Genomic DNA, 25,749 nt, shown 5'->3' on the forward strand with positions numbered 1-25,749 from the left:
GTGTATAAAACAGATTAGGGGGTTAAATTATGGCAAATATCGTATTTCATAGGGTTAGTGGGAGTAAAAAGAAAGATAAAACTATAGATGTGGATGATAAATACATATCACTCCAAAACAGAAGAGAGGGGGCCCTGGTTGTTAAATTCAGTGGTCCGGAAGATAAATTAATGGAAATACATGATTTTTTTGATACACTGGATGATATGGAAACTGTGCCTGTGGATATTGATAATACCGGACCGGTGGAATACTATTTCAGAGGGATCTCGCCCTTTAGTGATGACGTGGATGAGGGCCTTTCCATTAAAAAGTTCAGCGTCACCTTACAACTGCGAAGAGAACTACTTTAAGGTTTCAAAAAACTCATTTAGGACCTTAAAACCCAGTTAATAGTCTACTTAAGAGCTTATTTAGACATTAAAATACATGTGAATCTTCAAAAACTGCCTAATACTAGAGATCACTTAAGCATTTCAGCGTGCTCACGGAATATGGCTGGTATATCCTCAGGATGTTCAAATACATTGGTACTGTCCATTTTTGACAGTTTTTCCACATGCTCTGCATCCTCACGAGTTATGGTCAACTCCAGATCTTTACCATTAGGGAGTTTAGTGGTTACAATACCCTCCCTAAAGTCTGTGGGCATGATGTAAAGTGGTGTGTTAGTTTTTTGACCCATTATGGCAGCGTTGGTGAGCAGGGTGTCTGCTATGCGCAGTGATATCTTAGCCACTGTGTTAGATGTTGCCGGAGCCACCAAAAGGAACGCATACCTTCCCAGCTGAATCTGTCCAGCCAGGAAGGGGGCATTGGAGTTGATCTCAGTCCAGGTCTTGTCAAACTTCGTTTCCAGAGTATTGGAGAGATTATAATATTTTAAAACCTGATCTCCTGCCTTGGAAATGAACACCCTTATGTCGAATTGTTTATGGTATTCATCCCTCATCTGTTGCATGATTTCCACGGTTTCCACCAGTTTTTCACCGCTTCCCGTAATCCCCCAGGCAATTTTTCTTTTTTTATTCATGATCTTATTATCTGTGCACCAATTCATAATTTATTTTTCGATTTTCGTATGATATTTTTGGTATGATACTTACCTGATATTGAAAGTCAAACCAGCATACATTGTAAGTCAACCATATAAATATTAGATTAATCAAGGAATAAATCTAAAACCAATAAATGAATCTACCATTCAATTAACCATAGTACAATACTTTAACCATAGAACAATACCTAATCATATCCATTTAAATGATTAAATACGAATTTAATAGACTCATAATCCATGGTGGTGTTTAACATCCAGAATAATGAAGTAATAAAAGGTAAACCACTTAAAAATTCTGATCCAAATAGTGAAGAAAGCGAAATACACCGTGAAAATCAAGAAGATGAAAAAATTAAAACTTGCTACACTTGCGGTAAAAAATTTGATATGAATAAAGAGGACGGGAGCCGCTACCGTTATGGGAAATTCCCATTATGCGCTTATTGTGCGGAATTTTACGGTTTTTATTTTGATGATCCTGGACAAAAAAGAAGGGAAAAATAAAAAGGAGAATAAGAGAAAGTTTTAGAAAAAATAATTATATAATATTATTAGTTTCTAAAAGCTAACTTAGTTTTTAAATGCTACTATTAGTTTCCTAAATGCTTATTAACAAGGGATATGCCCCATTCTGCCATTTTAGTAGCATCATTAATGTTTTTAGCTTCTGCAAAGCATCTGAAGATTGGTTCTGTTCCTGAAGGTCGGATGATGAGCCATCCTTCTTCACGGAAGATTTTCACCCCATCAGTGGTGTCAATCTCATATTCCTGGGTGTCAACAGCGATTTTATCCATTATCTCCTGTTTACGTTCATCAGGACATTCCACTTTCATCTTCACTGACTGGTAGGCCGGTAGTTCCGCCACCAGCTTGGATAACGGTTTTTTTGTGAGGGCCATTGTTTCCACGATTTTGGCAGTGGACAGTGCAGCATCCCTACCCAAAACAAAGTCAGGGAAAATAAGACCTCCGTTTTCTTCTCCACCAAATAATCCATCGCTCTCTTTGAGTTCCCGGGCTACCAAAAGGTCACCCACCCGAGTTGCCTTTACTGTTCCACCGTATTCTTCTGCTATATCGTAGATGGCAGTGGATGTGGCCACAGTGGTAACTATGAGTCCTCCCTGGTTTTCCTGCAGTAACTGTTTTTCAACCAGAGCGAAAGTTTTATCCCCCATTACAAAGCTTCCTTCTTCATCTATGCAGATGGTACGATCAGCATCCCCATCATGGGCGATTCCCAGATCAGCTCCAGTGGCTTTCACTGTTTTAATGAGTTCCTGGAGATTGTCCTCAGTTGGCTCCGGGTTTCTCCCAGGGAAGTGACCATCAGGTTGGCAGTTAAGGGTGGTGACTTCGCATCCCAGTTTGCGGAGAATGTAAGGTGTGGTGGAACAGGCAGCTCCACTACCACAATCTGCTATTACCTTGAGATTGGCTTTTTTAATGGCATCGTGATCCACCCGCTGTATCACTTCATCAATGTACTCATCAACCAGGCCAGGATTGGTGGTTATATCCCCAATTTCATCCCAGGCCACCCTGTCTGGGTTTTCGTTAAAGTACATGGCCTCGATCTCAAGTTCCATATCTTCAGCTATACCAATTCCATCTTCATCCACGAATTTGATCCCATTGTACTGTGGAGGGTTGTGAGAGGCAGTGATGATCACCCCTCCATCGTAGTAGTTCCGAACTGCATACTGTACTGCTGGTGTGGGCAGTATTCCCAGATCAACCACTTGACATCCTGATGAGAGGAGTCCGGATATCACTGCGTGTTTTATTAAGGGAGTGGATGTTCTAGGGTCTCCCCCAACAGCTACCCATCCCTTGACCAGTGTTCCATATGCTGCAGCCAGTTTGGATGCGAATTCTGGTGTTAATACTTCATTGGCAATTCTTCTAACCCCAAATGTTCCGAATAACTTTTTCATTAAAAGCACTTCCTTAAAATTATCATTAAACGCTTGATTTAATTTAAACTTGATTAGATTAACTAATCAAGAATTTACAATTATATTTATGGTTAATACGTTCTGAAATGCTGTGATCTAAATACTATATCCAATCTGATAATGCTGGTATCTGATATCCATGATAATGGCTATATACTATCCCTGATAGTTTCGGTTATCTTGGGTATCTATTATTCCAATCCGATAATGTTATCACTGCGTACTCGATCTAGATATCTACCCGCCAGACTTTATAATCTTTGTTCTGGTAAACCAGGGTGAAATAACTGGGATGAACTATTGGGGACTGTTCCACAAAGTATCTAATTTTATCCCTCTCAACATCTTCTTTAGTGAAATTTCCACTGTAGTAAAGGTTTCGATCAAGGACTTTAACCATACCTGGCTGGTAACCTCCAGTGGAAACTGGTTGCCTGGACACCGAGACAATCACCGGATCAAGGCCTTCAGTGAGTGACATTACCACTCCACTACCACCCCCATTATGAGCAAAACACTGGGCTAAGTCTCTTTGAGAGTCATTAACCAGTGGTTTTACAGATAAAGCATAGAATACTCCTGAACAGACTGCAGATATGATTAAAATAATAACTATAACTTTGTATATTCGGTCATAAACCGATTTTTTACCCTTAAAGGAGTGTATGTAATCCAGTCCCAGTGCAGCCATAAGCACCACTGGAAAGACTGCGAAGTTCAATATACGATCTATGAGTATGGAAAATCCCAATAAATAGGCATTACTTAATATTAACAGAAATAATGTCCAGGAAATAATTAAAATCTCCTTACGGGATAATTTTTTATACCACCTTTCCAGATCATCCTTTTTTAATCCCATAATCATGAAAATTACCCATAAAAGGGTGAATATCAGGGCAGGTGCTCCCATGGTCTTAACCAGGATGATAAGGTACTGAACAGGTCCTTGAATAACAGCCCGGGGGTTGTGGAAAACGAAACCATACTGGATTAGCAGGGGAAACCACCAAAGAGCGGCTACTATAAGGGTGAATCCCAGGAATATCCCTAAAGACCTGTACTCGACTTTATCCTTTCGCAGTTTAAGGGCTAATGTGAAAAGTAGGACCACTCCTAACATTATTAATCCAGTTAGATTATGGGTTAGCATCATCAACCCACTGATAATACCTCCCAAAACAGCTAATTTATATCCATCTCCTTCCAGTGCACGGTAATAAAAGTATACTGCGATGGGGAATAAAATTAAGGCCAGGGTTTCTGGTAAGGGTAGCATGGCCCGGTGGAATACTGAGGTGAAAAACAAAAAGAATCCAGCTAAGAGAGCCACCCTTAAGTTGTAAAATTTCCAGGCAACGTAGGTGAATGATAAAACCAGGAAAAATGCAAAAATTGGTTGCAGATATCGGGCAATCTGGAAGGGATCAACTTTAAAAAGGGCGGTAAATGCCGCCAAAATATAATGGAATAAGGGTGGGTAAAAAATAGGTCTTCCGAAGGGTGCGTAGGTTAACGGATCCCATAAGGTGAGTCCTTGCTCCAGGTAGAGTTTGGCCAGGTGCACATGGTAATATATATCCCAGCTTAATGGCCATTGGTACTTTAAAGTGGGAATAATGGCCACGAAGAACGCAAGGATGGCAGGAATCAAAAGTAATAGAACAGACTTATTTTTAGTTATTTTTTCATATTCCATAGGGCACACCGGTGTCTGTGATGATAAATAAATATTAGTAAACTAAACTCATGGTATTTTAATTTGAAGTTATCGATTTAAACATAAATAACATTTAGGTCATTGATTAATTTTAATTAAGTCATTGATTAATTTTAAAACAATTTTAGTAATCCTCATCCTATAAAGTGAGGGAAAAAGAATAAAATGATTAAAAATAGAATAAAAATACATTAAAGGTACTGATATGACTACCACTTCCCCTCCATCCCCACAGTCAAACCGTAACAAACTCCTTTTAATCGTTTTAGGCTTAATTACAATTATCACCCTATCATATTTATTTTTAAGCTATTTGGATACTCCAGAATACTCTCAGATGCCTGAAATCCAGAGTAGTGATAGAATTCTGGTTATTGCTCCCCATCCTGATGATGAATCACTGGCTGCCGGTGGGTTGATAAAAAAGGCCAGGGATATGAATGCCACTGTAACCGTGGTGGTTATGACGGATGGTAGCAGTGCCGCCACACCAGAAGAACTTTCCCAGTACCTTGAAAAAAATAATAAGAACAGTTCCACTGAAATTTCAGAACTGAGACATGAAGAAGCTTTGAATGCACTCTCCAAATTGGGTGTGAATGAAAGTAACATTATATTTTTGGGTTATCCTGATACCGGCCTCAAAGCCCTGTTTGAGGATTACTGGGACCCGGATAAACTCTACACCAGCAACACCCCCTTCAACAAGTTTGATCATTCCCACTATAATTTCACTTACCAGCAGAATGCTACTTACACCGGCGGGAATGTAGCAGAAAACTTAAAACAAATAATAACTGATTTCAAGCCCACCATCATCATCACTCCGGATGGACTAGATGAACATCGCGATCACTGGGCTACCAATGCATTTGTAATGTATTCTACCGCTGCAACGAACTTTAAAGGGAAGATATACACTTATCTGGTTCATAAGGGTGGGACTAAATGGCCATCACCCCCTAACTACCAGCCATCTCTAAATTTAACACCTCCCCCAGAACTGCAGAACTTTGATGTTAACTGTATAGAAAATCCTTTAACTGCAGATGAAGAGAAGACAAAAGAAGAAGCTATTAATTCCTATGGACTCCCCCTTTCTCTCACCAAAGGGTATCTTAAATCTTTCATCCGAATTAACGAACTTTTCGCCACACCGCAACCAGTTAACGTGCAATTTATTAATGATAACAATTTTTCTAAAACAGGAATGCCACAATCCTCATTTGAAGATGTGAGATATGATTATAACACTAAAACTCTTAAAACATCGGATGAAATGAGTTCCGTGGGCGTGGCACGTGATGATAATAATTTTTATATCATCATATCCGCTGCCCATGATATTAACCGTGAACTGGTTTACAGGTACCATTTCCGATTTCTGGAGAATGGACAATTTAAACGTTTGGAGGTTGAGGTTCAAAATGGCACTGCAGAATATGAGAAAAAATCTGTTAACAGCATTGAAGTTGAAATGAATGCCACAGTTGAAGTTCAGGGGGACATGTTAGTGTTGAAGCTCCCTCTGAATGTTTTTAAGAATTCATCATTCCTGATGATGAACACCGATGTTAGTGATAAAGAGGGGCAACTGATGGACTTATCAGCCTGGAGAGAACTTGAAATTGATTCTGGAATAAATCTGATTGAATCTTAATATAACCAGTGCGTTATCCACCCTGAGATATCCGATTATCTTAATTTAAATGGAAGTTAAGGAAGCATCTCGGTTGAAAGTATAAATTTCGTAATTACTATTTTTATATACCAGTGTGGTGTAGGGAGGGGCTTTCATACCTGAAAACAGAACCACGTATCCCACATTATCCTTTATGTAATCTGATTGATTCACCCTTCCATCTGCATATTTCTGGATATCCAGGGACTGTAATATACCCTGACCATAACCACCCACCGCCACGGGTTGTCTGCTGATAGCCACTATAAATGGATCTCTGAAGTTATACGCTACCACCACACTTTTTTTATCCCCATTCTCCTGGAACCATTCTGCAATGTCCAGTTCACTGTCAGAGGCCCTTAACCAGATGAATCCACTGTCAACATCAGCCAGCATGGAATATCCAATCATAACCGATGATATGTAAACACAAGCGATGAAAATACAGTAGAACTTCCGGGAGATGTTTTTTTGTGCAATTATGATTTTTAAGTGCTTAACTCCCAATCCAGCCATGACTACCAGGGGGAAAAGGGCAAATGTCAGGAACCGGTTGCTTAAAATAGATACACCCAGATAATTCAGGTTACTGACAACTAAAATTGAAATTAAACTGGTTAATATTAAAATATCCTGTTTGGATCTTCTTTTAACCATTGGAATAGCACCTAAAAATGCAAATAGGAGTGTTAAGATCCCGAAAAACTTTGGATAACTTAAAAAACTCACCAGATATGGAGCATCACCATTTGAATTAAAAACAAGCCCATATTTAACTAGTAACGGTATCCACCATATTGATGCTACCAGAAAAGCAGAAATAACAAATACCATCCAGTACTTCAGAATTGATTTATCCTTTAAACTGATTAAGAGAGCATAAATGGATGTTACCAAAAACAAGAATGATGCAGAGAGTGTGTGGGTTAAAAATACTATTCCCGTCATGATCCCTGATATTGAAGCGTATTTATAACTTTTTTTATTGGTGGAAAGATAAAACCCATAAAGCACCAGGGGAAACAGTATGAGGGCCAGATTTTCCGGGCCAGGTAAGATAAATCTTTGAAAGACCACACTGAAAAATATAAAGAATCCGGCAGTAACACCTACCAGAACACTTTCATAAAGTTTGTAAGCTACGTAAGCAAAGGAGAAGAATAAGAACAGAGTTAGTACTGGTTGTAAAAATCGGGCCGCGTCGAACATATCCCCAAAAATAAAGCCGAATGAAAGTAATAACAAATGAAAAATGGGGGGATAAGAAATAGGCCGCCCGTATGGTGCAGATGTTAACGGATCCCAGTAGATCAATCCTTGTTCCAAGTATAGCTTGGCCAGATGAACATGATAAAAAATATCCCCACCCAAAGGCCACCCGTACTTTAAAGTAGGAATTAGTGCTATGAAAAATGCTGCTACGGCAGGGACGAGTAACAGTAAAACAGGTTTTTCTCGTAAGACTTGGGAATAGTTCATTGGAACACCATGACTTTATATTAAATGAAAATATTTAAATTTATAAGTATAATATTATTTGCTGACTTTGTTAATTTCCATTAATAAATTACAGGAATTTAAATGAGAATCATAACTATTATTCCCGCTTACAACGAAGAAAATGCCATATTGCACGTGGTTAATTGTGTTAAAAAATATTCAGACGTAATGGTTGTTGATGATGGATCCACCGATGAAACAGCAGCACTTACAAAAAATACGGGTTCAAAAGTTTTAAAACATAATAAAAATATAGGCAAAGGTGCAGCTATCAAAACTGGACTTGAAAGTGCCATTAAAGATGACTATGATCTTATAGTTCTTCTGGATGGAGATGGTCAACATGACCCCCGCTGCATACCCCTACTCCTAGAGGGAATGGATGGTGTTGACTTGTTAATAGGTTCCCGCTTCCTTAACATGGCCCCTCATAACATGCCTCTGCAACGTCGGCTTTCCAATGGAATAACCACCCGGTTGATAAGATTCGTGACCGGTTACCATATTACTGATAGCCAGTGCGGGTTCAGAGTAATATCTAAAAAAGCAGCCCCATTCTTTGTGGACATATCTTACAACGACTATGTCTATGAATCAGAAGTCCTTTGTAAGGCATCAGAAAACGATCTGGTGGTGGCTGAAAGTCCAATACAGTGTATTTATGGTAATGAAAAATCTTACGTTCGCTCTCGACATGTGGTGCATTACATGATGTTCACGCTGCGCCTCTTGATACGTAAATTACTGCGGAGGATCTGACCTTGAAAAGATATTATGTTTTCCTGGTAAGTATCCTGCTACTGGCACTCCTAATAATCTGGATCGGTCCCCAGCAAATGTGGGAAGTAATAAAAACTGCCAATCCATGGTTAATACTGCTAGCAGTCGGCATACACCTATTTGTAGTGTGGATACGCTCATTACGCTGGGGTTATATCATTAATCAACCCTGGGAATTCAAGAAGAACTTCATTGTCAAAACCATTGGACTTTTTGCAGGAAACTTCAGCCCCATGCGCACTGCAGGGGAAGTCTTAAACGCTGTTGCCGGTAAAAAAATCAATGGAATAACCCTTTCAGAGGGTTTATCCGCAGGACTAACCGAAAGATTCTTTGACGGAGTTATTGTAGCTGTTTTATTAATATTATGCGCATGCTTACTCCCAAAAGTTAGATTGATAGCAGTAATGGGAGGTTTAGCTTCTTTAGGGCTTTTATTAGTTATCTATCTAATCAACTGGAGAGAAGATACCAGTTTATGGATTTATAATCGTATTCATTCAATACTACGGTTTTTACCCATCTCTGAAGAGGTGGTGGAGAACTTCTACCAGAAGTTCACCGAAGGGCTACGCAGCATGATCGAATACACCAAAACATTCAGCAGCTTCCAGAATCTGCTGGTGGTATTCTTATTAACCGCTGTTTCCTGGCTTCTGGAATGTGTGCGGTTATACGTTGTCTTTGTTGCTTTCAACGTTGAAATCAACTTCGTGGCCATTATTATCATCTTCCTCCTGGCCAACATCATTGGAATAGTATCTGCCCTACCCGGAGGTATTGGTTCCATTGAACTATCACTCACTGGATTGTTGGTGCTTTTCGGAGTTTCCAGTGCAGTGGGTGGAAGCATAGCCATGGTGGATCGTTTAGCATCCTTCTGGGTGGTTAGTGCCCTGGGAATAATATTTGCCTCCTACTATGCCAAGGATATCCTGGATGAGATCAAAGGATACACCCTTGGTTTAAAGGCTTCAAAAAAAGATTAGGATCTAAGCATTTCTTTTTAAACTATAAAAGTTCCCATCACTAAATATCTTCCCATAACTAAATATTTGGCATGTTTTCATGCCATTATCTTCAGTGAACTGGCATCCTTTAGCACCACTTCCAGACTACCCTGATACTCAGTAACTCTCCCCACAATTTTTATACGTCTATTTTTAAAGTTTTCAATGTTTATACTGGATTTTTGGATTTCAGATGCTGCACTTTCAAATACAACCACTTTGATTTTCCCACTTCCATCCATCAACTCCAGAAAATAGGTTCCCCCTTTCTGGGACTGGGTGACTCCCGTAACCATTCCCTCAACTGAAACTTCCTTATCGAGCATTCCACGATTCATGTCTTTAATTAGAACCTTTTGAGGCGTTATATAATTTGCAGAAAACATCATCCCCACCAGTCCCAGAATAGCAGTGAATAAAGCCAGTTTGAAGATTTTCTTGTCTTCCATTACAACCACAGTAATACTATTATGAGTTATTATTAATAAGTATGGTTGAATGCTGCAAAATGTATCATTGGATATAATATTTCTAAAATTGGAACTTTCTAAAAATGGAACTTTAAATAAAAAATAACTTCAAATAGGGGATAAAATAAAAAATAATGAATAATACCATCTATTTATCTAATCCAATATGTTGCAATGGTTTATTCAACTTTTCTTAAGAAGTTCTGAAAATGGATTCAATCCGCTCCAGGGTATCAATTTCATCCAAGCCCAGGTCATTACGAATTCTCTTAACCACCGGGAAACGAAGGGAGTATCCAGTTTCAGACTCAGGACTCTCCACTATCTCACTAAAGGCAATTTCCAGAATTACTGAAGGCTCTATCTTTACCTGCCTACCATCCTTACTTACAATAAGAGGTTCCACCATCTGGGAAAGTTCCATTAGTGTATTATCATCCAACCCTGTGGCAGCGTAGGCCAGGGGCTTGAGCTGGTTGTCCTCATCCTGAAGAGCCATTAAATAGGAGCCAATGAAATGAGCTCGTTTTCCAGTTCCATAGGTTCCACCCACCACCACCAGATCCAGGGTTTCTGGTTCTGCTTTTAATTTAAGCATCTTCTTACCCCTTATACCGGGCATATAAGGCGCATGTGGATCTTTGATCATGATCCCCTCATGACCTCCCTTAATTGAAATTTCAAAGAGATCCTGAGCCTTGTGAATCTCTTCAGGGGTGACTTTAACCTGGGCAGAAAGCTCCAGTTTACCCTCATCTACTTTAACTATTGATTCCAGGGTTTTCCTCCTCTCCTGGAGAGGTTCATCCAGAATGGGCCCCCCATAATAGAGTACATCAAATAAATAAACAGTTAACGGGATTTTAGAAATCATTTTATCGATTTCATATTTCCTACGTACCCTTTGAAGCATGTACTGGAATGATATTGGTTTTCCATCTCGACTGGCGATTATTTCACCCTCAACAATGAAATCTTCATGCGGAAGGGATTTTTTAATATAATCCGAGATTTCAGGAAGTGCCAAACTGATATTTTCCAGTCTTCTGGTGAAAATATCAATTTCATCACCATGCCTGTGTATTTGAACCCTTATCCCATCGTATTTGGTTTCGCATATTGCCCAACCCATTTCTTCCACACTCTCCTTTATACCGGGAGATAACTGTGCCAGCATGGGTTTTACGGGTTTTCCTGGTTTAAGTGTTAGTTTGCGCAGGCCTTCCTCCCCTTGCATTCGGGCCACCTCAGCCACCAGCCCCATGTCATTAGTTAGCATATGAGCTCTTTCTGCAACTTCTTTGGGTATGTTGAAAGACTGTGAAATGGCATCCCTGATGGTTCCTTCCCCCACACCCACGCGAAGTTCTTCCAGGACAGTACGAGTGATGTACTTGGCCTCGGAGGGGGATGCAGATGATAAAAGTTCCATCAGATAGTCAATTTTTTTATACTGAGCCCGGTTACCTGAAATCTCAGCCATTTTCACCAGATTACGATGGACTTTTAGTATGGTAATTGGTCGACTGAATAGAGTTACCTGGCTCTTTTTCTGGTATAACTCCTCGGCAGCCTCGCCAATATCTCCAGTGTCCCGCATCCGGTTCTCCACATCTTCTGGAGAAACCCCCACTGCTTGGGAAATAGCTTTCATCAGTAGTTTTGATCCGATCCCCAGTTCTTCCTCACTCCATGTGGGGAAAATACGCCCTAAAGATAGTAAAGTTACTATGGGGAGGAGTTCAGGTTCTTCATCTCCCACTTTAGCTAAAAATTTGGCCAATATATCGGTTTTCTCCAGACGTTTGGTGGTAGAGTCCAGATCCTGGTAGACTTCCACTAAATCCTTGTAAAGCATTGCACCATCACCATTAAACTCACTCAACTGTTTCAAACATGTATTTAAGCTTTTTACTCGGTAAAATAATATTAAAGTCAATGTTATTTAAATTTACAACTTTTTTTTAAAAAAAATTAAATTCATAGATAATCCCCTGATTAATCGTCCGGATTCATACCTAATACATGGGGAGATCATACCCCCCCTAACTACCAATAATTACTGTTAAATTTTAGAGAATCGTGAAAAAATCGAATGAAACTATAAATAACAGATTTTAAAATGTTAATACTCAGATTCAGACCAGATAATCTGGAAAGTGGTGCCATTATCTCTGGAAAGTATTATGCTACCTTTTAACTGGTTTACCAGGGTGTTCACCAGTTGGAAACCCATAGTTCCACTTTCTTTAAATTTAATACTGGGAGAAAGTCCCACACCATTATCCTTAATGATCAATACATTGTTTTCATGATTATCCAGCCCAAATTCCACGGAAATTTCTCCTTCACTGGTTCCAGGGAAGGCGTGTTTTACTGCATTGGTTAACAGTTCATTGATGATTAGTCCGCAGGGGATGGCTGCGTCAATATCCAGCATCAACCCATCAGTCATGGTTTTCATCTTTATCCGGTCAGTATCCACATGGTATGAACTGACTACGAGTTCTATGAGTTTTTTGATGTACTGTGAAAAATCGATGAGAGCAAAATCTTCAGACTGGGAGAATCCGTCATGGATTAATAACATTGATTTGACCCTATTTTTGTTATCCTTTAAAACTTCCCGGTTCTCCGCATCCTTCATGTAAACTGATTGGAGTTCCAGGAGGCTGGATATCATGTTCATGTAGTTACTTACCCTACCATTGATCTCACCTAAAAGCATCTCTTTCTCCTTTAAAGATGCATTTATTTCTGTTTCTGCCTTTTTCCGTTCGGTGATATCCTGAGCTATAACTTGAACTGCAAATAACTCCCCATTTTTAAGTAAAGGAGCTGGATAAATTTCCATTAAACGTATTTCCCCTTCTCTGGATATTAAACGTGACTCAAATGGTTCTACATCCTCTTCTTTCAGATATTTGGAGAATAGTTCCTGGTAGTAGGATGAATCCTCTCCAGTGATGGACTGGAGATCAGTGAAATACATACCAATGGTGTCATCACGAGATAATGGGCTAAATTTGGCCGCAGCATGGTTAAGATCAATGATCTTACCATCCAATCCCAGAACAACCACGTAGTTTGGGAAGTATTCAAAAAGAGTTCGGTATTTCTCTTCACGTTCTTTGAGGGCCTGTTCGGCAACTAATTTCTCAAGTTTCTCTTTAGCTTCTTTTAGAGCCCTTACAACCGAATGTGGTAATTTTGAGAGGTTATTTTTAAGAACATAATCTGTTGCGCCTTCTTTAAGCATTTCAACCGCGAAATCTTCACCTATTTTCCCACTTACAAAGATGAAGGGTGTGTTGGGGGTGATTTCCCGGGCCAGGTTCATGGCAGTGATACCATCGAATTGGGGAAGTGAATGGTCTGCCAGGATGATGCTCGGCTGGAACTCTGCCAGTTCTCTCCGGTAATCATCTTCTTTTTCCACGATCTTAGATGTGAACTGGAGGCCTTCTCGTTTAAGCTGAGTTTCTATAAGTTCAGCGTCCAATGGCACATCTTCTAATATTAGAACTCTTATTTCTTCGGCCATAACATCCCACAGAGTATTATTTATTAAGATCTCAGATATTATTGGTATGGATCAATCACATTTATAGTTATTTTTATTTGCCAATAATTCTTTTTATACTTATAAACTGAAAAGATAAATTGGCTAAACATTTCCAGAGACGTTTTTGAGAACAATATGGTAAAAACAACACCCTAAACATGCTTAAAACTGTTTATAATAAAATTAAACTTATGGAAAAAAAATAGGATAGAAAAAATAACCCCCGACTATCTATTTAAAAAAAATAATTCAAACTGATAATTAAAAGGGGGTGAGTTTTACTGGCCACTATTTCTGATTACTAGAATTATTTTTCTATGGCCAGTATTTCATCATGAATTTCCAATGACCCCACCTTGACTGGAGTGGACTGCTGGAAGTAGTGATCAAATAACCGGTTACCCCATGAAATAGCCTCTTCACCATGACTAATCAAGGAAATATTCAGATCATAAGCTCCGTCAGCTGAGAATAGGCCCAGGGCAATGAAGTTATCACCGGTGGTTAGGGAGATCTTCACATCTTCATCGATTTTCATTAACTGCAACTTACCATCGTTGATCCATTTTTGCAGTTTTTCTTCCCCAACATTTTCCACCAGTTTATCAATGATTCCTTCGGTCATGATAAGCTGAACTTTTCCATTTTTCTCCAGGGTTTCCAGGAAAATCTGGATGCTTGATGGGTTATAAACAGATGTGAGTTGTTTAAAGTTTTTGCTTTTAGATAGGAATTCTGATAAAACCTCTTGTGGTCTCATGATATTGGTGCTGGTGGATTTCACTATGAATGATTTTTCCAGGCAACCTATGTCTTTGAAGAGTTCTGGAGGGATGCAGCTGATGTCATGGTTTAAGAACAGTCCCTCGCAGAGGTTTAAGGAATAGAAAGAACGCATTACATCGATTAATTTGTTGGCTACTACTTCTCCAGTCTGGGATAGGGAGTAATTTCCTGATTCTCGGAAAATGAAATTTTTCTGTTCCAGTTGATTCATTCCATGTAAAATAGTTGATGAACTCAGATGGATCTCCTTACGTAAATCAGCCAGATTCTTGGATCCACTTCTTAAACTAATTAGTATTTTAGCCCGTACATCGGAGGCTATGAAAAATTTCATGTCATCTTTAACTTGCTCGTAGAGTTCAAACATATAGTCCATTTCACTTCCACCTTTTTTTTTATAAGGGGATTTTATTAATTATTATGATTTTATTCAATGAATTTCATTATTGATTTTTGTGACCTTAATTTAAGTTGCATGATCATATGATTATTAGAGATTAATAAATATTCCCTTAGTGTAGACTATTTAAAGATGAATAATAATGGGTAAAATTGATTATTGACAGCCATATCAAAAAATTGTAGAACAATGGAGAGTTTATGAAAAATAAATAAGGATTAAATGGTAGTAATGAAGATTTATCTTAAATGAACCTTTCAAACCTTTCCTTTCCCACTTTACATATTGGACAGATTTCGGGAGGTTCTTCACGAGCACATAAATATCCACAAACCTTGCATCTCCACACAGGTAGAGGAAGAGAGCTTAATGTTTGTTCTTGTAAGGTTTTTTTGGATGATTGCCTTTCTATGGGCCCTGGTCTTCTCTCGGGGATGGAAGTTAATTTTTTTCCACCCTGTAGGACTTCACTGGAAATATAAAGCCCACAGTAGCATGTTCCGAATTCATCCAGGTCAGGATCACGATAATCACAGGGGCAGATTATATCCACGTCTTCTTCTTTGACTCCTGATGCCAGGCGGCAGGGACAGGCGCCGTAACCATAACGATCCTGATTTATGAGGATACTTTCCAGGAGTTCCTTGGTGAAAGCTTCATCAGGATTCAGGTGATAACCAACAGCCTCTGTTTCATCTTTCAACCTCTCATAAAATGTGTTCACATCATCTTCAGTGATAGCCGGGTTCATCCCAAGATCTCCCTCACTTTATTCTCATTGAATCCCACAATGGTCTCCTCATCGTTTAGAACCAGGGTGGGAAATGAAAGTTGAGGGTTCCACTTTTCCACTTGTTGAATTACTTCCTGTCTTTCTTCTCCTTCCAGTAAGTCAACGTAAATATAATCATATTCCACCCCCAGATCCTCCAGGAGCGTCCTGGTCTTTTTACACCAACCACAGGTACTTAACGCGAAAAGGACTGCTTTACCTTTGTTTTCACCTTCAACATGCTGCATTGACATTTTGATTTCCTCCTAAGTATCACTAATCTAATCAGTCAACCCTCACCATAATGATCACTGCCCTTATTCATCATAATTCTATCTTTTATTATGTTACATCTGGTATTAATAAACTGACAAAATAAATAAAAAAAGAGATTGATGCAAAATATTATTTGATGTGATGGTATTGTCCTGCACCATTGGAAGTTATATATTATCCCTTACCATCCTCAGGGCACAGAATTCCCCACACATGGTGCACATATCACTTTCAGCGGTGGGTTTACTTTCACGACATTTTCTAGCCTTTTCAGGGTCGAATGCAAGTTGGTACTGTTTTTCCCACTGGAAATTTTTTCGAGCTCTTGCCATTTCCATTTCCTTTGCCCATGCACTTTTAAGCCCATTTGCAACATCTGCAGCCTGTGCGGCTATTTTTGATGCGACAATACCCTCTTTAACATCCTGTAAGCCCGGTATGGAGAGATGTTCTGCAGGGGTTACGTAACACAGGAAATCGGCCCCGGCACGAGCTGCCAGTGCCCCTCCAATAGCCGAAGTTATGTGATCGTATCCTGGCGCCAGATCAGTGACAATTGGACCTAAAACGTAGAACGGTGCGCCTTTACAGACTGTTTTCTGTATTTGCATGTTGGCTTCCACCTGGTTCAGGGGGACGTGTCCTGGTCCTTCCACCATAACCTGCACATCTGCCTCTCTGGCACGTTTAACCAGATCACCCAGTATTAGAAGTTCACCAATCTGAGGTATGTCCGAGGCATCGGCCAGACAACCGGGCCGGAGTCCATCACCCAGGGAGATGGTAACATCATGTTCTCGGGCTATTTCCAGAAGATAATCATAATTTTTGTATAATGGGTTTTCTTCCTGGTTGTGTAGTATCCATGCTGTTAGAAAAGCCCCACCACGACTTACCACTCCCATTATCCTCTCGGATCTTTTGACTTTTTCCACGGTGTCCAGGGTGATACCACTGTGGACAGTCATGAAGTCCACTCCTTCCCGGGCCTGTTCTTCAATGGCCCGGAACATGTCATCTTCTTCCATGTTAACCACTGCATCCCGCATCTGGGAAGCAGTTATTCCTGCCTGGTATATGGGCACAGTTCCCAGGGGGAGATTGGTAGATTTCATTACTGCCTTGCGGACTTCGCGGAATTTAGGTCCAGTGGAAAGGTCCATCACTGCATCAGCCCCGTATTCTACTGCTATCTGGGCCTTTTTCACTTCCAATTGCACATTTTCCAGTTCAGGGGAAGAGCCAAGATTGGCATTGATCTTGGTACTCAGTCCCCTGCCCACGCCACATGGTTTGGTGTTCCGGTTTTTATTACTTGGAATCACCACATGGCCTTTAGCAACTCTTTTTGTGAGTTTATGAACGTCTATGCCTTCGTATTCTGCTACTTTTCGTATTTCATCTGTGGTCTGGCCCTTGCCAGCCTGGTACAACTGAGTCACTTTTCTCACCCTCGTTTTATATATTAGGAAGTAGTTGAGAATTAAATATTATGATAAAAAAACTGCATGCTCAGGATATCATGATCCAGGAAGTGCATGTTACCTCTCCCAATGACCTGGTAGCAGCAGCAAAACTGAAGATGATGCGCTGCAATGTAGGAGGCCTACCAGTAGTGGATGAAAAACAGCTCGTGGGAATAATAACTCATCGAGACGTCTTACTAGCTGGAGGAGAATCTCTGGGCCTGAAAGTGGGTGATTTAATGAGTAAAAACCTTCAGGTAGTAAAGAAAGACACTCCACTCATGGTTATTACCCGAATCATGGCTGATAAGGGTTTCCAGAGGATTCCAGTAGTGGAAAATGGTGATTTAGTGGGTCTTATAACCCAGAGCTCACTTATACGTGCACTTGCTGATTCCGGAGAATGATTTTGATCCCTGAACTGGATTTAATTCAATATCTTTGAATTGGATAAAACCTGGTGACAGTAATTTAGAAGACCACATGATCTTCTTAAATAAGAGGATCAGGAATTCGAGCATCTTTTTTCTCCTTCACTCCACCTATTTTTTCTATTCTCATTTTAAGGAATTTTTCACCATCTTTACTGGCTGCATAAATTGGTATGGATGCTCCAACAGAAAATACATCCCTCTCTTCAGCAATTTTTCTTATCTGCAGTGATGCGCATGCAGTGATCACGTCCACTTGTTCAAATAAGGTTTCTGCATCCTCACTGGAAAGCCCAGTAGTGTGAACTGTGAAAATATAAATTTTAACATCTTTATTCTGACTTTCAATCTCTCTGATCTTCAGGGCATCACCGGCAGAAGCCACAGTCACACCAATTTTTGTGTAACCCTCATCAATAGCTTTTATTACACCTTCCACTTGATTGATTTTGGCAGTTTCAGGATTTAATACTTTATCAGGACCTACGACTGTGATCACTTCAGTTATAGGGGTGGTGCTAATTATTCCAGAAATCCTACCACCTATTCCCTGCACCAGTTCCGGATCCTCCACAATTACCGTACCACAGCCTTCACACACTATCACGGCACATTGAATGATGTTTTCATCCAGTAAGGTGCCCAATGTTTCGGATATGCCGAAAGATAGGAAATCCGCCATTTTCAATTTCCTTTGGCTGGTACACATGCCAAAATCATTGATGCGGAACTCCATGTTCTCTTTAATTACCTGAGGTGTGAGTTTTTCTATTCCCCGGTATTTATGAAATAAAGGACAGTAATCAATTAATGGTTCTTCCACTTCCACTACTTTCCCATTCTTGATAATTACTTTTGATTTTCCCAATACCTCCATCACGTGTTCATCCAATTATAACACCTCTTGTTTTACAATCCAAACAAACTATTGGTATTCATGTCAAAAAATTGATTCATAATTATTAAACAATCCAGAATTAATTTATAAAATTCATTAATATAATAAATCATTTAATAGATAATAAAATACCCTAATGAAGTTGACATACCATAGAAAACTTTAAATTAGATGAGAATGAACAGGATATAAGCCATGCCGGGGTGGCTCAGCTGGTTAGAGCGCGCGGCTCATAGGGTATTAAGCAAGTGCTCTGACTTTTTCCTGGGATACCGCGAGGTCGCGGGTTCGAATCCCGCCCCCGGCACTCATTTTAACCATAACTTAATTTTAAATCGCTTTTATAGTTTTATAGCTCCAATAGGGAAACCATCATTTAGCATTATTAATTTATTATTACTAATACAGAAATAGTGCCTTGTTATTTTCAGCCGTACACTGATTATAGGGAGGGCAACTCCTGCATATGCAAATTCATTTCTTATTCCATGTCAATTAACGTGTTTAAATGTTCTTCAGACATTTCTGACATTTTTTTCATGACTAACTCAAACTTGTCCATCAAATCCTCATATTTTTCATCTAACTATTAATATTGGTTATTTAGTCTAAATTGAATCTTGATTTTTTATGTCTAAAAATCAGGTGTACCTCATCCGGAGGACATTGAATGCAACAACCACCCCGACAAATGCAATTCGGATGTAGGGACTTACTGGGGCGAAAAGAGCGATAAGCAGTATGGCCACCCCCACAATACTATGGGTTAGAATGTTTTTCCAGTCAGTCAGGTAATTCGTAGCGCTTTGAGTGCACGGTTCATATTTTTTACTCCGCATTAATCAAAAAAATAAATAAATTTCATCCATACCATAAATTTGGTCTTTCTTTAAAGACCATTTAAAATATTAATTTCACCGTAAATACCTCATTCTAATTAGATTAAACCCCACTGCACTTGCAAAAACGCCAATCCTAACGTAAGGGTTTATTGAATCGAATACTGTAAGTATTAACATTGAAATTCCAGTTAAAGCATGTACTATCCTATTTTTCTTGTCTTTGAAGTAAGATCTAATGCCGTTTAATATATTTTCCATAAGGGATGAACCTCCTAAATTTATTATATCGTAATTAGATATATACAATTATGATATATAATTTTTAATATATTAGTTTGTGGTTATACAACTCCCAAAAATATTAAAAATAAACAACACCAGACTAACAATATATCTAAAGAAATTTGAATGGTTAAGGAAATTTGAATGGTTATTTTGGTGTAGTTTATGCCCGCTGAATCTGAATATGATGTAAAAAATTATTGGGAAATGTTAGACCGGCAAAAGGGAATCATCAGCGAAAATGAACAGCTGAATCTCTTAAACTCCCGGATTACTATCATTGGCTGTGGAGGGATAGGTGGAGCCACAACTGAGATGCTGGCCAGAATGGGGGTTGGAAAGCTTCGAATAGTTGATAAAGATGTTTTTGAAATATCCAACATTAACCGACAGCTCATGAGCAACTTAAAAAGTGTGGGAATGCCAAAAACTCAGGTAACTGCAGAAAGACTTGAATCTATTAACCCTTCCATAGAGGTTGAAGCTTTTAACGAGGAACTGAATGATAAAAACGTTTTAAAAATCTTAAAAGGGAGCCAGATCGTGATTGACGCTCTGGACAACCTTTTAACCCGTATTATTGTGAGCAGGTGTAGTGAAAAGTTGGATATTCCCTTTATCCACGGAGCCATCCATGGTACCATGGGCCAGGTTACTGTTTTTAACCGTTCCACACCATCTTATGAAGAATTATTTAAATTACCCTCACAGGGAGAAGAATTAACCAGTGAAATCATTTCAAAGGTTTCCAGCCTCAGTAAAGAAGTTCCACCAGTAATCGGACCAGTGCCCAATATAGTGGGGTGTCTCCAGGCCTTTGAAGCCATTAAAATCATTACAGGTAAAGGAACTCCCATAATAGCCCCTCGTGTGCTGATGTTTGATTTGATGAAAGAAGAAGCATTTTCAGTGGTTCGTTTTTAATTTATAAGTCCAAAATTATTTATATCCAAAATTATTTATAAGTCTAAAATATTTATTTATAAGTCCAAAATATTGTTTTATTATCTACAAAATGAATGTCATTTCACTTTATACAAAATGACTATTATTTTATTTTTTTCGTGTTTAGTTATCTATTTTTAATTGATATGTGCGAAAATTTATCAGTTGAAATTATCATCCACAAACATTTATATACCAGTAAGAGGAAACATCCTTCCGGTGAAGATCACGGAGGTTACTAAATTGCAAGACAAGATTGGAAAAGTTATTGAAAATATCGAAAAATGCGGTACTAAATTCGTTAGGCTGCAGTTTGTGGACATACACGGGACTCCTAAGAACATGGCGATTCCCCTGGTGAAACCAGACGATATAGAAGACATTATCAAAGATGGACTATTATTCGACGGTTCATCAGTGGAAGGATTTGTGGACATCAACAACAGTGACCTGGTTATAAAACCAGACCCAGAGACCTTCTCCGCCCTCCCCTGGAGGCCTGAAGAAAAGGGAGTTTGCAGATTCATCTGTGACATCTACTGGCCAGATGGAACGCCCTTCGAAGGAGACCCCAGATACATACTGAAAAAGACCCTGGAAAAAGCAGAAAAACTGGGTTATGAATACAATGTAGGTCCCGAACCCGAATTTTTCATAGTGGATGTTGATGAAGAAGGAATTGTTTACCCACACGATGAAGGTGTTTACTTCGATGTGGAACCTGTTGATCAGGGAACTGACATGAGAAGGGAACTGGTCCTGGGACTGGAAGAACTGAACTTCGATGTGGAAGTAAGCCACCATGAAGTAGGACCCGGACAGCACGAGATCGATTTCAAATTCGATCATGCCCTCAAAACTGCAGATGCAGTAATCACCTTTAAACAGTCCATCAAAGCCATAGCAGACAAACTCGGCTCAATGGTCACCTTCATGCCCAAACCATTCTTCGGAGTGAATGGTAGCGGAATGCACTGCCACCAGAGCCTGTTCAAAGACGGTAAAAACGTGTTCTTTGATGCTGACACCGAAACCCAGCTATCAGAAGAAGCACTTTACTTCACTGGAGGTTTACTCAAACACTCCAAAGCACTGTCTGCCATTGTAGCTCCTTCAGTTAACTCTTACAAACGACTGGTACCCGGATACGAAGCCCCAGTGTACATTGCCTACGGACTCCAGAACCGATCCACCCTGGTCAGGATCCCTGCATCCCGTGGTAACGGTACCCGTGTGGAATTCAGATGCCCAGACCCATCCTGTAACCCCTACCTGGCATTTGCTGCCATGCTAGAAGCAGGTATGGACGGTATTGACAACAAGATCCACCCTGGGGAACCAACTGAAATCGATGTATTCGAATTAAGCCCAGAAGAACTGGCACCTATGGGTATTGACACCCTGCCATCCAGTTTATGGGAAGCATACCACGCCCTGGAAAAGGACGAAGTGGTTAAATCATCCCTGGGAGACCATGTGTACACCCAGTTCATGGATTTAAAAAGGAAAGAATGGGACGATTACCGGATCCAGGTATTCCAGTACGAACTGGAAAAATACTTGCAGATCTAACCTCCTCTATTTCTTTTTTTTCTTTATTTTTATGTCTCATTACCACATTGATGTTTAGAAGTTTCGCATCCCGATTTTAACCATAAGTATTTAAAATCAATCCCAATAATTAAAACTAACATTCTTAAATTAATATGATTAAAATACTAGGATTCATTGAATGAAACTGGTATTCTTATAAAATAGAAATGAGATTTCATAAAACTGTAGAATTTTACTGATACTAAAATAGAAGGGTGAATCGATGCCACAGGAAACTGATCGTAAGATGATGGAGATCCTGAGGATCCTGGCAGACAGAAGCGAGGTCTTAGGGGCAAAAACCATAGCTGAAGAGCTCCGTAAGAAGGGATATGACCTTGGTGAAAGAGCAGTGCGATATCATATGCGCATCTTAGATGAAAAGGGGTTCACCGAGCGAATAGGATATGCGGGGAGACGGATAACACCCGAAGGTGTTAAAGAACTCGAGAAAGGCCTTATTTACGATCAGGTTGATTTTATTTTCGCTAAATTTGAAGATATGATGTATCAAACCACCCTGAATCCCACAACCGGGTTAGGGAAGGTAGTGGTGAACTCATCCACATTCGACTATGATGAAGAAATAATGGGCATCATTAAAAACATCTTCAATAAGGGAGTGGCAGTAAGTCCCTACGTTAAGATCACCACACCCCCCAATGCGGATGATGAAAGCCAGATGGTGATGGAAACAATCTGCGGTACCACCATAGATGGTATGATACTTAAAGCAGGTATTCCTGTGGTTCCCAAGTTCGGAGGTTTGGTGGAGGTAATAGATCACGTTCCCAGGACTTTCACTGAACTTATCGCTTATAAAAAGACTTCCATGACCCCCTTGGAGGCCTTCACCGACAAGGAGATGACTTCAGTTTTAAAATTAGTAGATTCAGGTAGTGGAGATATTCCTGCCAATTTCAGACTGATACCTGCCACTGCCCGAGATGACGCCCTTAAATTATTCAAAAATCTCCAGAAAATAGGTGTATCCGGGCTTTTGAAGATTGGCAAACCCGGAGAATCGATTCTGGGCATTCCTGTGGATAAAGACATGGTGGGTATTGCAGTAATCGGTGGTATTTCACCTTTATGCGCTGCTAAAGAAGCAGGCTACGATGTTGACATTAAAATGGCCGAGAACACCGTTGAATTCTCAGAAATGGAAAGAGTAGCTACTCCTAAAAATGTGATCAAAAAAGCAGGTGCTGAGCGGGGGGAAAAAGTTAAATTCCTCCTTTCCAAGGCATGGAACCTTATACATGAAGTAGATTTTGACCCGGAAAGCATTAAAGGACATGTAATCGTGAACGTGTCCTACTTGAAGGAGGAAGACCTGGAAGAAGGGCTTAAAATATTTGATCAAGTTATGGCATCCCGTCCCGAGTACTGTACCAGTAAATACTTCCAGATCCTTCCGGGACCAGAGGGGAAAAAAGGTCTGGCCACAGTTTGCAGTCTCACCATTGATGGTATACTAACCAAGAATGGTATTGCCTCCACACCACAGTACGGTGGTATTCTGGAAACTGAAGGAAAATCCCCCAGATTTATTGAACTCACAGCCTACAATGGATCATCCCTCGATCCCCACGAAATATACTTATCAAAGGGGTTAACCTCGGTGAATAAGTCTTTAAAAAAAGGTGGAAGAATTCTGGCCAGTTTAAGGGAGATTCCGTATGTTGCCCGGCCAGAAACTCTGGATGTTTTGGATGAAACAGAAGAAGCTGGTTTTTCCATCCTGAAAGTGGGTAAACCCAGTGAACTGGTCTACAATGCCAAGGTAGATCGTTATCACGTCGGTATAGTTGCACCTGGTGGTTTAAATCCCATAGCCGCCATTAAAGAAGCAGGAATATCCGTGGAAGCTAAGGCAGTGGAAATGTTAATGGATATATCCAAGATGGAAGAGTTTTAATTAACCATCCATTTATTTTTAAAGAATTTTTTAAACCAACTATATAAATCAAATCAGTCCACAAATCGTTTATCGGATTTTTTCCCTTTGACTTCCTGATATTTATCTTCAAACCAACCTATACTCACTTTTTCATTTTTATCCTTATCAAAATAGGGTATGTAGGGCTTCATATCCAGAAGAGGGGTTCCATCAATTACATCCACATTGGTTATGTATAAGTTGGACCCTTCAATCTTTTCCAGGCCAACCACCGAAATTCCAATGGGATTGGGTCGTTTAGGTGCTCTTGTTGCAAATATTCCCCTTTTAACCCTATCCAGGAAAGGTTTTACCTCAAGAGAATACCCCTCAGAAAGGTGGAAGTGGTAGATGAGAATTATGTGTGAGAATCCATCTAAATCTTTCAAACCAGATTTATACTCTTCATTCAGTTCGATCTGTCCTTTAACTCCCCTGGCACCAATAGGTTGTATTGGCATTCCATGAGGATCTTTGAAAGGGGAATGTATTATTCCTATGGGATTGTACTGCACTGGGTTCATGGTTATCACCATTTAAATAACTTGAATATAAATATAAAGAATATTATCCCCCTAATCAGCTGATTTTAGAGTTTCTATATTAATTTATCCCCCTCTTACTGATTTAGGGGACTGAAGTTTGGAATTTGACTCACTATTATTGTTTTAAGATTTGAGTAATTTGATGGAAGATTCATGTATAAAGTAAGATACTTATAACATATACACAAATTTGATTTGATATGAGATCCAAATTATAAGAATTAATGAGGTGAAGTGATGAAAGAAGCTAAACAAATATGTGCCACTTGTGATGAAATTTGTCATTATATTGAAGAAGAAGTCAAACCAGGGGATACTGTCAGATTATCTCTAGGACGATGTTACATTCCTGGAAAGGTCGTTACCAACAATGAGGGAGTTATCCAGATCGAAATGGAGAGCGAAATGATTAAAGGTCTGAGCACAATTGATGTTGCAAAAATGAAAGACTTTCTGGTGGAACTGGAACATGAATGCCCGGATGGAATGTGTTGTACCATAGAAGCAAAGGATGATTAAAATTTTTAAAGCTTTTCAATAGATTAATATAAAAGGGGCTCATTAAACAGCTCACCCTTCCATTATTTTTAAATTTATTTGGGTATCGAAAATATCAGCGTATGTTTGCTTTACCAATAAAATCGATATGTTTATATATGCATATCGTTAATCTGATTATAGTACAAGTTAAAGGGAAGTGAAGTTTATGGTTGTAGTTATTGACATGGAAAAATGTGGTCAAATTAAAGACTGCCCTGGTGAAGGATTATGTGTAAAACTCTGTGAACAGGGCGCACTAAAAGATATTGACGGTGAACTAG

General features: G+C 39.5%; 25 protein-coding genes and 1 tRNA gene. 11 read left to right on the forward strand and 15 right to left on the reverse strand.

The annotated features are described in order from the left end of the window. The first annotated feature begins 29 nt into the window (after window positions 1-29). On the forward strand, window positions 30-353 hold the full coding sequence (locus HY987_RS06175) for a hypothetical protein (RefSeq protein WP_292756687.1): 324 nt from the start codon (window positions 30-32) through the stop codon (window positions 351-353). A 110-nt stretch (window positions 354-463) separates the two neighbouring features. Here HY987_RS06175 and afpA read toward each other — a convergent pair whose 3' ends face one another. Beyond that, window positions 464-1,033: an archaeoflavoprotein AfpA gene (afpA, locus tag HY987_RS06180; protein ID WP_292756690.1), complete on the reverse strand. Its 570-nt coding sequence runs from the start codon at window positions 1,031-1,033 to the stop codon at window positions 464-466. Window positions 1,034-1,297: 264 nt separating this feature from the next. Here afpA and HY987_RS06185 point away from each other — a divergent pair, with 264 nt between their 5' ends. Further along, window positions 1,298-1,564 (forward strand): hypothetical protein, encoded by a 267-nt coding sequence (locus HY987_RS06185; RefSeq protein WP_292756692.1) that lies wholly within the window; start codon window positions 1,298-1,300, stop codon window positions 1,562-1,564. Window positions 1,565-1,650: 86 nt separating this feature from the next. Here HY987_RS06185 and glmM read toward each other — a convergent pair whose 3' ends face one another. Together glmM and HY987_RS06195 are read right to left on the reverse strand one after the other, a co-directional pair. Next, the gene (gene glmM, locus HY987_RS06190; protein ID WP_292756694.1) at window positions 1,651-3,000 is read right to left on the reverse strand and encodes a phosphoglucosamine mutase; all 1,350 of its coding nucleotides are present in this window, start codon (window positions 2,998-3,000) and stop codon (window positions 1,651-1,653) included. 250 nt (window positions 3,001-3,250) lie between these two features. Then, window positions 3,251-4,720, reverse strand: a complete 1,470-nt coding sequence (locus tag HY987_RS06195; protein ID WP_292756696.1) for a glycosyltransferase family 39 protein — start codon at window positions 4,718-4,720, stop codon at window positions 3,251-3,253. A gap of 226 nt (window positions 4,721-4,946) precedes the next feature. Here HY987_RS06195 and HY987_RS06200 point away from each other — a divergent pair, with 226 nt between their 5' ends. Further along, a complete protein-coding gene (locus HY987_RS06200) occupies window positions 4,947-6,401 on the forward strand; it encodes a PIG-L family deacetylase (RefSeq protein WP_292756698.1) in 1,455 nt (484 codons plus the stop codon). Window positions 6,402-6,446: 45 nt separating this feature from the next. On the opposite strand, the gene HY987_RS06205 is transcribed toward HY987_RS06200, so the two are convergent. After that, on the reverse strand, window positions 6,447-7,904 hold the full coding sequence (locus tag HY987_RS06205; protein WP_292756700.1) for a 6-pyruvoyl-tetrahydropterin synthase-related protein: 1,458 nt from the start codon (window positions 7,902-7,904) through the stop codon (window positions 6,447-6,449). A gap of 102 nt (window positions 7,905-8,006) precedes the next feature. Between HY987_RS06205 and HY987_RS06210 the strand changes: the two genes are divergently transcribed. Together HY987_RS06210 and HY987_RS06215 are read left to right on the forward strand one after the other, a co-directional pair. Next, on the forward strand, window positions 8,007-8,684 hold the full coding sequence (locus HY987_RS06210) for a glycosyltransferase family 2 protein (RefSeq protein ID WP_292756702.1): 678 nt from the start codon (window positions 8,007-8,009) through the stop codon (window positions 8,682-8,684). A gap of 2 nt (window positions 8,685-8,686) precedes the next feature. Then, window positions 8,687-9,694, forward strand: a complete 1,008-nt coding sequence (locus HY987_RS06215; protein ID WP_292756704.1) for a UPF0104 family protein — start codon at window positions 8,687-8,689, stop codon at window positions 9,692-9,694. 77 nt (window positions 9,695-9,771) lie between these two features. Here HY987_RS06215 and HY987_RS06220 read toward each other — a convergent pair whose 3' ends face one another. The 7 genes from HY987_RS06220 to thiC all read right to left on the reverse strand — a co-directional run bounded on the left by HY987_RS06220 (window position 9,772) and on the right by thiC (window position 17,426). After that, window positions 9,772-10,164, reverse strand: coding sequence for an exodeoxyribonuclease VII large subunit (locus HY987_RS06220; RefSeq protein ID WP_292756706.1), 393 nt, complete (start codon window positions 10,162-10,164; stop codon window positions 9,772-9,774). 214 nt (window positions 10,165-10,378) lie between these two features. Continuing rightward, complete coding sequence (locus HY987_RS06225) at window positions 10,379-12,043, reverse strand: ATP-dependent DNA ligase (protein WP_292756708.1); 1,665 nt, start codon at window positions 12,041-12,043, stop codon at window positions 10,379-10,381. A 267-nt stretch (window positions 12,044-12,310) separates the two neighbouring features. After that, complete coding sequence (locus HY987_RS06230; RefSeq protein WP_292756709.1) at window positions 12,311-13,729, reverse strand: response regulator; 1,419 nt, start codon at window positions 13,727-13,729, stop codon at window positions 12,311-12,313. A 328-nt stretch (window positions 13,730-14,057) separates the two neighbouring features. After that, complete coding sequence (locus tag HY987_RS06235) at window positions 14,058-14,912, reverse strand: transcriptional regulator FilR1 domain-containing protein (RefSeq protein ID WP_292756711.1); 855 nt, start codon at window positions 14,910-14,912, stop codon at window positions 14,058-14,060. 268 nt (window positions 14,913-15,180) lie between these two features. Further along, a complete protein-coding gene (locus tag HY987_RS06240) occupies window positions 15,181-15,687 on the reverse strand; it encodes a ferredoxin-thioredoxin reductase catalytic domain-containing protein (RefSeq protein WP_292756713.1) in 507 nt (168 codons plus the stop codon). Further along, entirely contained in the window at window positions 15,684-15,962 is a 279-nt protein-coding gene (locus HY987_RS06245) for a glutaredoxin family protein (RefSeq protein WP_292756715.1), read from the reverse strand. The genes HY987_RS06240 and HY987_RS06245 overlap by 4 nt, the downstream gene beginning before the upstream one ends. Before the next feature lie 189 nt (window positions 15,963-16,151). Beyond that, on the reverse strand, window positions 16,152-17,426 hold the full coding sequence (thiC, locus tag HY987_RS06250) for a phosphomethylpyrimidine synthase (protein WP_292756717.1): 1,275 nt from the start codon (window positions 17,424-17,426) through the stop codon (window positions 16,152-16,154). Between the two features lie 50 nt (window positions 17,427-17,476). Between thiC and HY987_RS06255 the strand changes: the two genes are divergently transcribed. After that, window positions 17,477-17,857, forward strand: coding sequence for a CBS domain-containing protein (locus HY987_RS06255; RefSeq protein ID WP_292756719.1), 381 nt, complete (start codon window positions 17,477-17,479; stop codon window positions 17,855-17,857). Between the two features lie 85 nt (window positions 17,858-17,942). On the opposite strand, the gene HY987_RS06260 is transcribed toward HY987_RS06255, so the two are convergent. Continuing rightward, the gene (locus HY987_RS06260) at window positions 17,943-18,773 is read right to left on the reverse strand and encodes a methanogenesis marker 8 protein (RefSeq protein WP_292756721.1); all 831 of its coding nucleotides are present in this window, start codon (window positions 18,771-18,773) and stop codon (window positions 17,943-17,945) included. A gap of 203 nt (window positions 18,774-18,976) precedes the next feature. On the opposite strand from HY987_RS06260, the gene HY987_RS06265 reads away from it, so the two are divergent. Next, window positions 18,977-19,086: transfer RNA gene (locus HY987_RS06265), tRNA-Met, on the forward strand. 334 nt (window positions 19,087-19,420) lie between these two features. Here the strand turns inward: HY987_RS06265 and HY987_RS06270 are convergent. Together HY987_RS06270 and HY987_RS06275 are read right to left on the reverse strand one after the other, a co-directional pair. Beyond that, on the reverse strand, window positions 19,421-19,618 hold the full coding sequence (locus HY987_RS06270; protein ID WP_292756723.1) for a hypothetical protein: 198 nt from the start codon (window positions 19,616-19,618) through the stop codon (window positions 19,421-19,423). A gap of 75 nt (window positions 19,619-19,693) precedes the next feature. Then, the gene (locus HY987_RS06275) at window positions 19,694-19,879 is read right to left on the reverse strand and encodes a hypothetical protein (RefSeq protein ID WP_292756724.1); all 186 of its coding nucleotides are present in this window, start codon (window positions 19,877-19,879) and stop codon (window positions 19,694-19,696) included. 189 nt (window positions 19,880-20,068) lie between these two features. On the opposite strand from HY987_RS06275, the gene HY987_RS06280 reads away from it, so the two are divergent. From HY987_RS06280 to HY987_RS06290, 3 genes are all read left to right on the forward strand, one after another. Further along, window positions 20,069-20,827, forward strand: coding sequence for a HesA/MoeB/ThiF family protein (locus HY987_RS06280; protein WP_292756726.1), 759 nt, complete (start codon window positions 20,069-20,071; stop codon window positions 20,825-20,827). A 264-nt stretch (window positions 20,828-21,091) separates the two neighbouring features. Next, complete coding sequence (gene glnA / locus HY987_RS06285; protein WP_292756728.1) at window positions 21,092-22,420, forward strand: type I glutamate--ammonia ligase; 1,329 nt, start codon at window positions 21,092-21,094, stop codon at window positions 22,418-22,420. Window positions 22,421-22,664: 244 nt separating this feature from the next. Then, window positions 22,665-24,362 (forward strand): DUF128 domain-containing protein, encoded by a 1,698-nt coding sequence (locus HY987_RS06290; RefSeq protein WP_292756730.1) that lies wholly within the window; start codon window positions 22,665-22,667, stop codon window positions 24,360-24,362. 53 nt (window positions 24,363-24,415) lie between these two features. On the opposite strand, the gene tsaA is transcribed toward HY987_RS06290, so the two are convergent. After that, a complete protein-coding gene (tsaA, locus tag HY987_RS06295; protein WP_292756732.1) occupies window positions 24,416-24,907 on the reverse strand; it encodes a tRNA (N6-threonylcarbamoyladenosine(37)-N6)-methyltransferase TrmO in 492 nt (163 codons plus the stop codon). Window positions 24,908-25,165: 258 nt separating this feature from the next. Between tsaA and HY987_RS06300 the strand changes: the two genes are divergently transcribed. Next, window positions 25,166-25,447: a DUF2097 family protein gene (locus tag HY987_RS06300; RefSeq protein ID WP_292756734.1), complete on the forward strand. Its 282-nt coding sequence runs from the start codon at window positions 25,166-25,168 to the stop codon at window positions 25,445-25,447. Window positions 25,448-25,749 lie beyond the last annotated feature (302 nt).

Source organism: Methanobacterium sp., from assembly GCF_016217785.1.
Classification (GTDB): Archaea; Methanobacteriota; Methanobacteria; order Methanobacteriales; family Methanobacteriaceae; genus Methanobacterium.

Bases quoted from the DNA above. Each gene is read 5' to 3' on its own strand.
- HY987_RS06175 (WP_292756687.1), top strand. From the start codon at position 30: ATGGCAAATATCGTATTTCATAGGGTTAGTGGGAGTAAAAAGAAAGAT.
- afpA (WP_292756690.1), bottom strand. From the start codon at position 1,033: ATGAATAAAAAAAGAAAAATTGCCTGGGGGATTACGGGAAGCGGTGAA.
- HY987_RS06185 (WP_292756692.1), top strand. From the start codon at position 1,298: ATGGTGGTGTTTAACATCCAGAATAATGAAGTAATAAAAGGTAAACCA.
- glmM (WP_292756694.1), bottom strand. From the start codon at position 3,000: ATGAAAAAGTTATTCGGAACATTTGGGGTTAGAAGAATTGCCAATGAA.
- HY987_RS06195 (WP_292756696.1), bottom strand. From the start codon at position 4,720: ATGGAATATGAAAAAATAACTAAAAATAAGTCTGTTCTATTACTTTTG.
- HY987_RS06200 (WP_292756698.1), top strand. From the start codon at position 4,947: ATGACTACCACTTCCCCTCCATCCCCACAGTCAAACCGTAACAAACTC.
- HY987_RS06205 (WP_292756700.1), bottom strand. From the start codon at position 7,904: ATGAACTATTCCCAAGTCTTACGAGAAAAACCTGTTTTACTGTTACTC.
- HY987_RS06210 (WP_292756702.1), top strand. From the start codon at position 8,007: ATGAGAATCATAACTATTATTCCCGCTTACAACGAAGAAAATGCCATA.
- HY987_RS06220 (WP_292756706.1), bottom strand. From the start codon at position 10,164: ATGGAAGACAAGAAAATCTTCAAACTGGCTTTATTCACTGCTATTCTG.
- HY987_RS06225 (WP_292756708.1), bottom strand. From the start codon at position 12,043: ATGCTTTACAAGGATTTAGTGGAAGTCTACCAGGATCTGGACTCTACC.
- HY987_RS06230 (WP_292756709.1), bottom strand. From the start codon at position 13,729: ATGGCCGAAGAAATAAGAGTTCTAATATTAGAAGATGTGCCATTGGAC.
- HY987_RS06235 (WP_292756711.1), bottom strand. From the start codon at position 14,912: ATGGACTATATGTTTGAACTCTACGAGCAAGTTAAAGATGACATGAAA.
- HY987_RS06240 (WP_292756713.1), bottom strand. From the start codon at position 15,687: ATGAACCCGGCTATCACTGAAGATGATGTGAACACATTTTATGAGAGG.
- HY987_RS06245 (WP_292756715.1), bottom strand. From the start codon at position 15,962: ATGTCAATGCAGCATGTTGAAGGTGAAAACAAAGGTAAAGCAGTCCTT.
- HY987_RS06255 (WP_292756719.1), top strand. From the start codon at position 17,477: ATGATAAAAAAACTGCATGCTCAGGATATCATGATCCAGGAAGTGCAT.
- HY987_RS06270 (WP_292756723.1), bottom strand. From the start codon at position 19,618: ATGCGGAGTAAAAAATATGAACCGTGCACTCAAAGCGCTACGAATTAC.
- HY987_RS06275 (WP_292756724.1), bottom strand. From the start codon at position 19,879: ATGGAAAATATATTAAACGGCATTAGATCTTACTTCAAAGACAAGAAA.
- HY987_RS06280 (WP_292756726.1), top strand. From the start codon at position 20,069: ATGCCCGCTGAATCTGAATATGATGTAAAAAATTATTGGGAAATGTTA.
- HY987_RS06290 (WP_292756730.1), top strand. From the start codon at position 22,665: ATGCCACAGGAAACTGATCGTAAGATGATGGAGATCCTGAGGATCCTG.
- tsaA (WP_292756732.1), bottom strand. From the start codon at position 24,907: ATGAACCCAGTGCAGTACAATCCCATAGGAATAATACATTCCCCTTTC.
- HY987_RS06300 (WP_292756734.1), top strand. From the start codon at position 25,166: ATGAAAGAAGCTAAACAAATATGTGCCACTTGTGATGAAATTTGTCAT.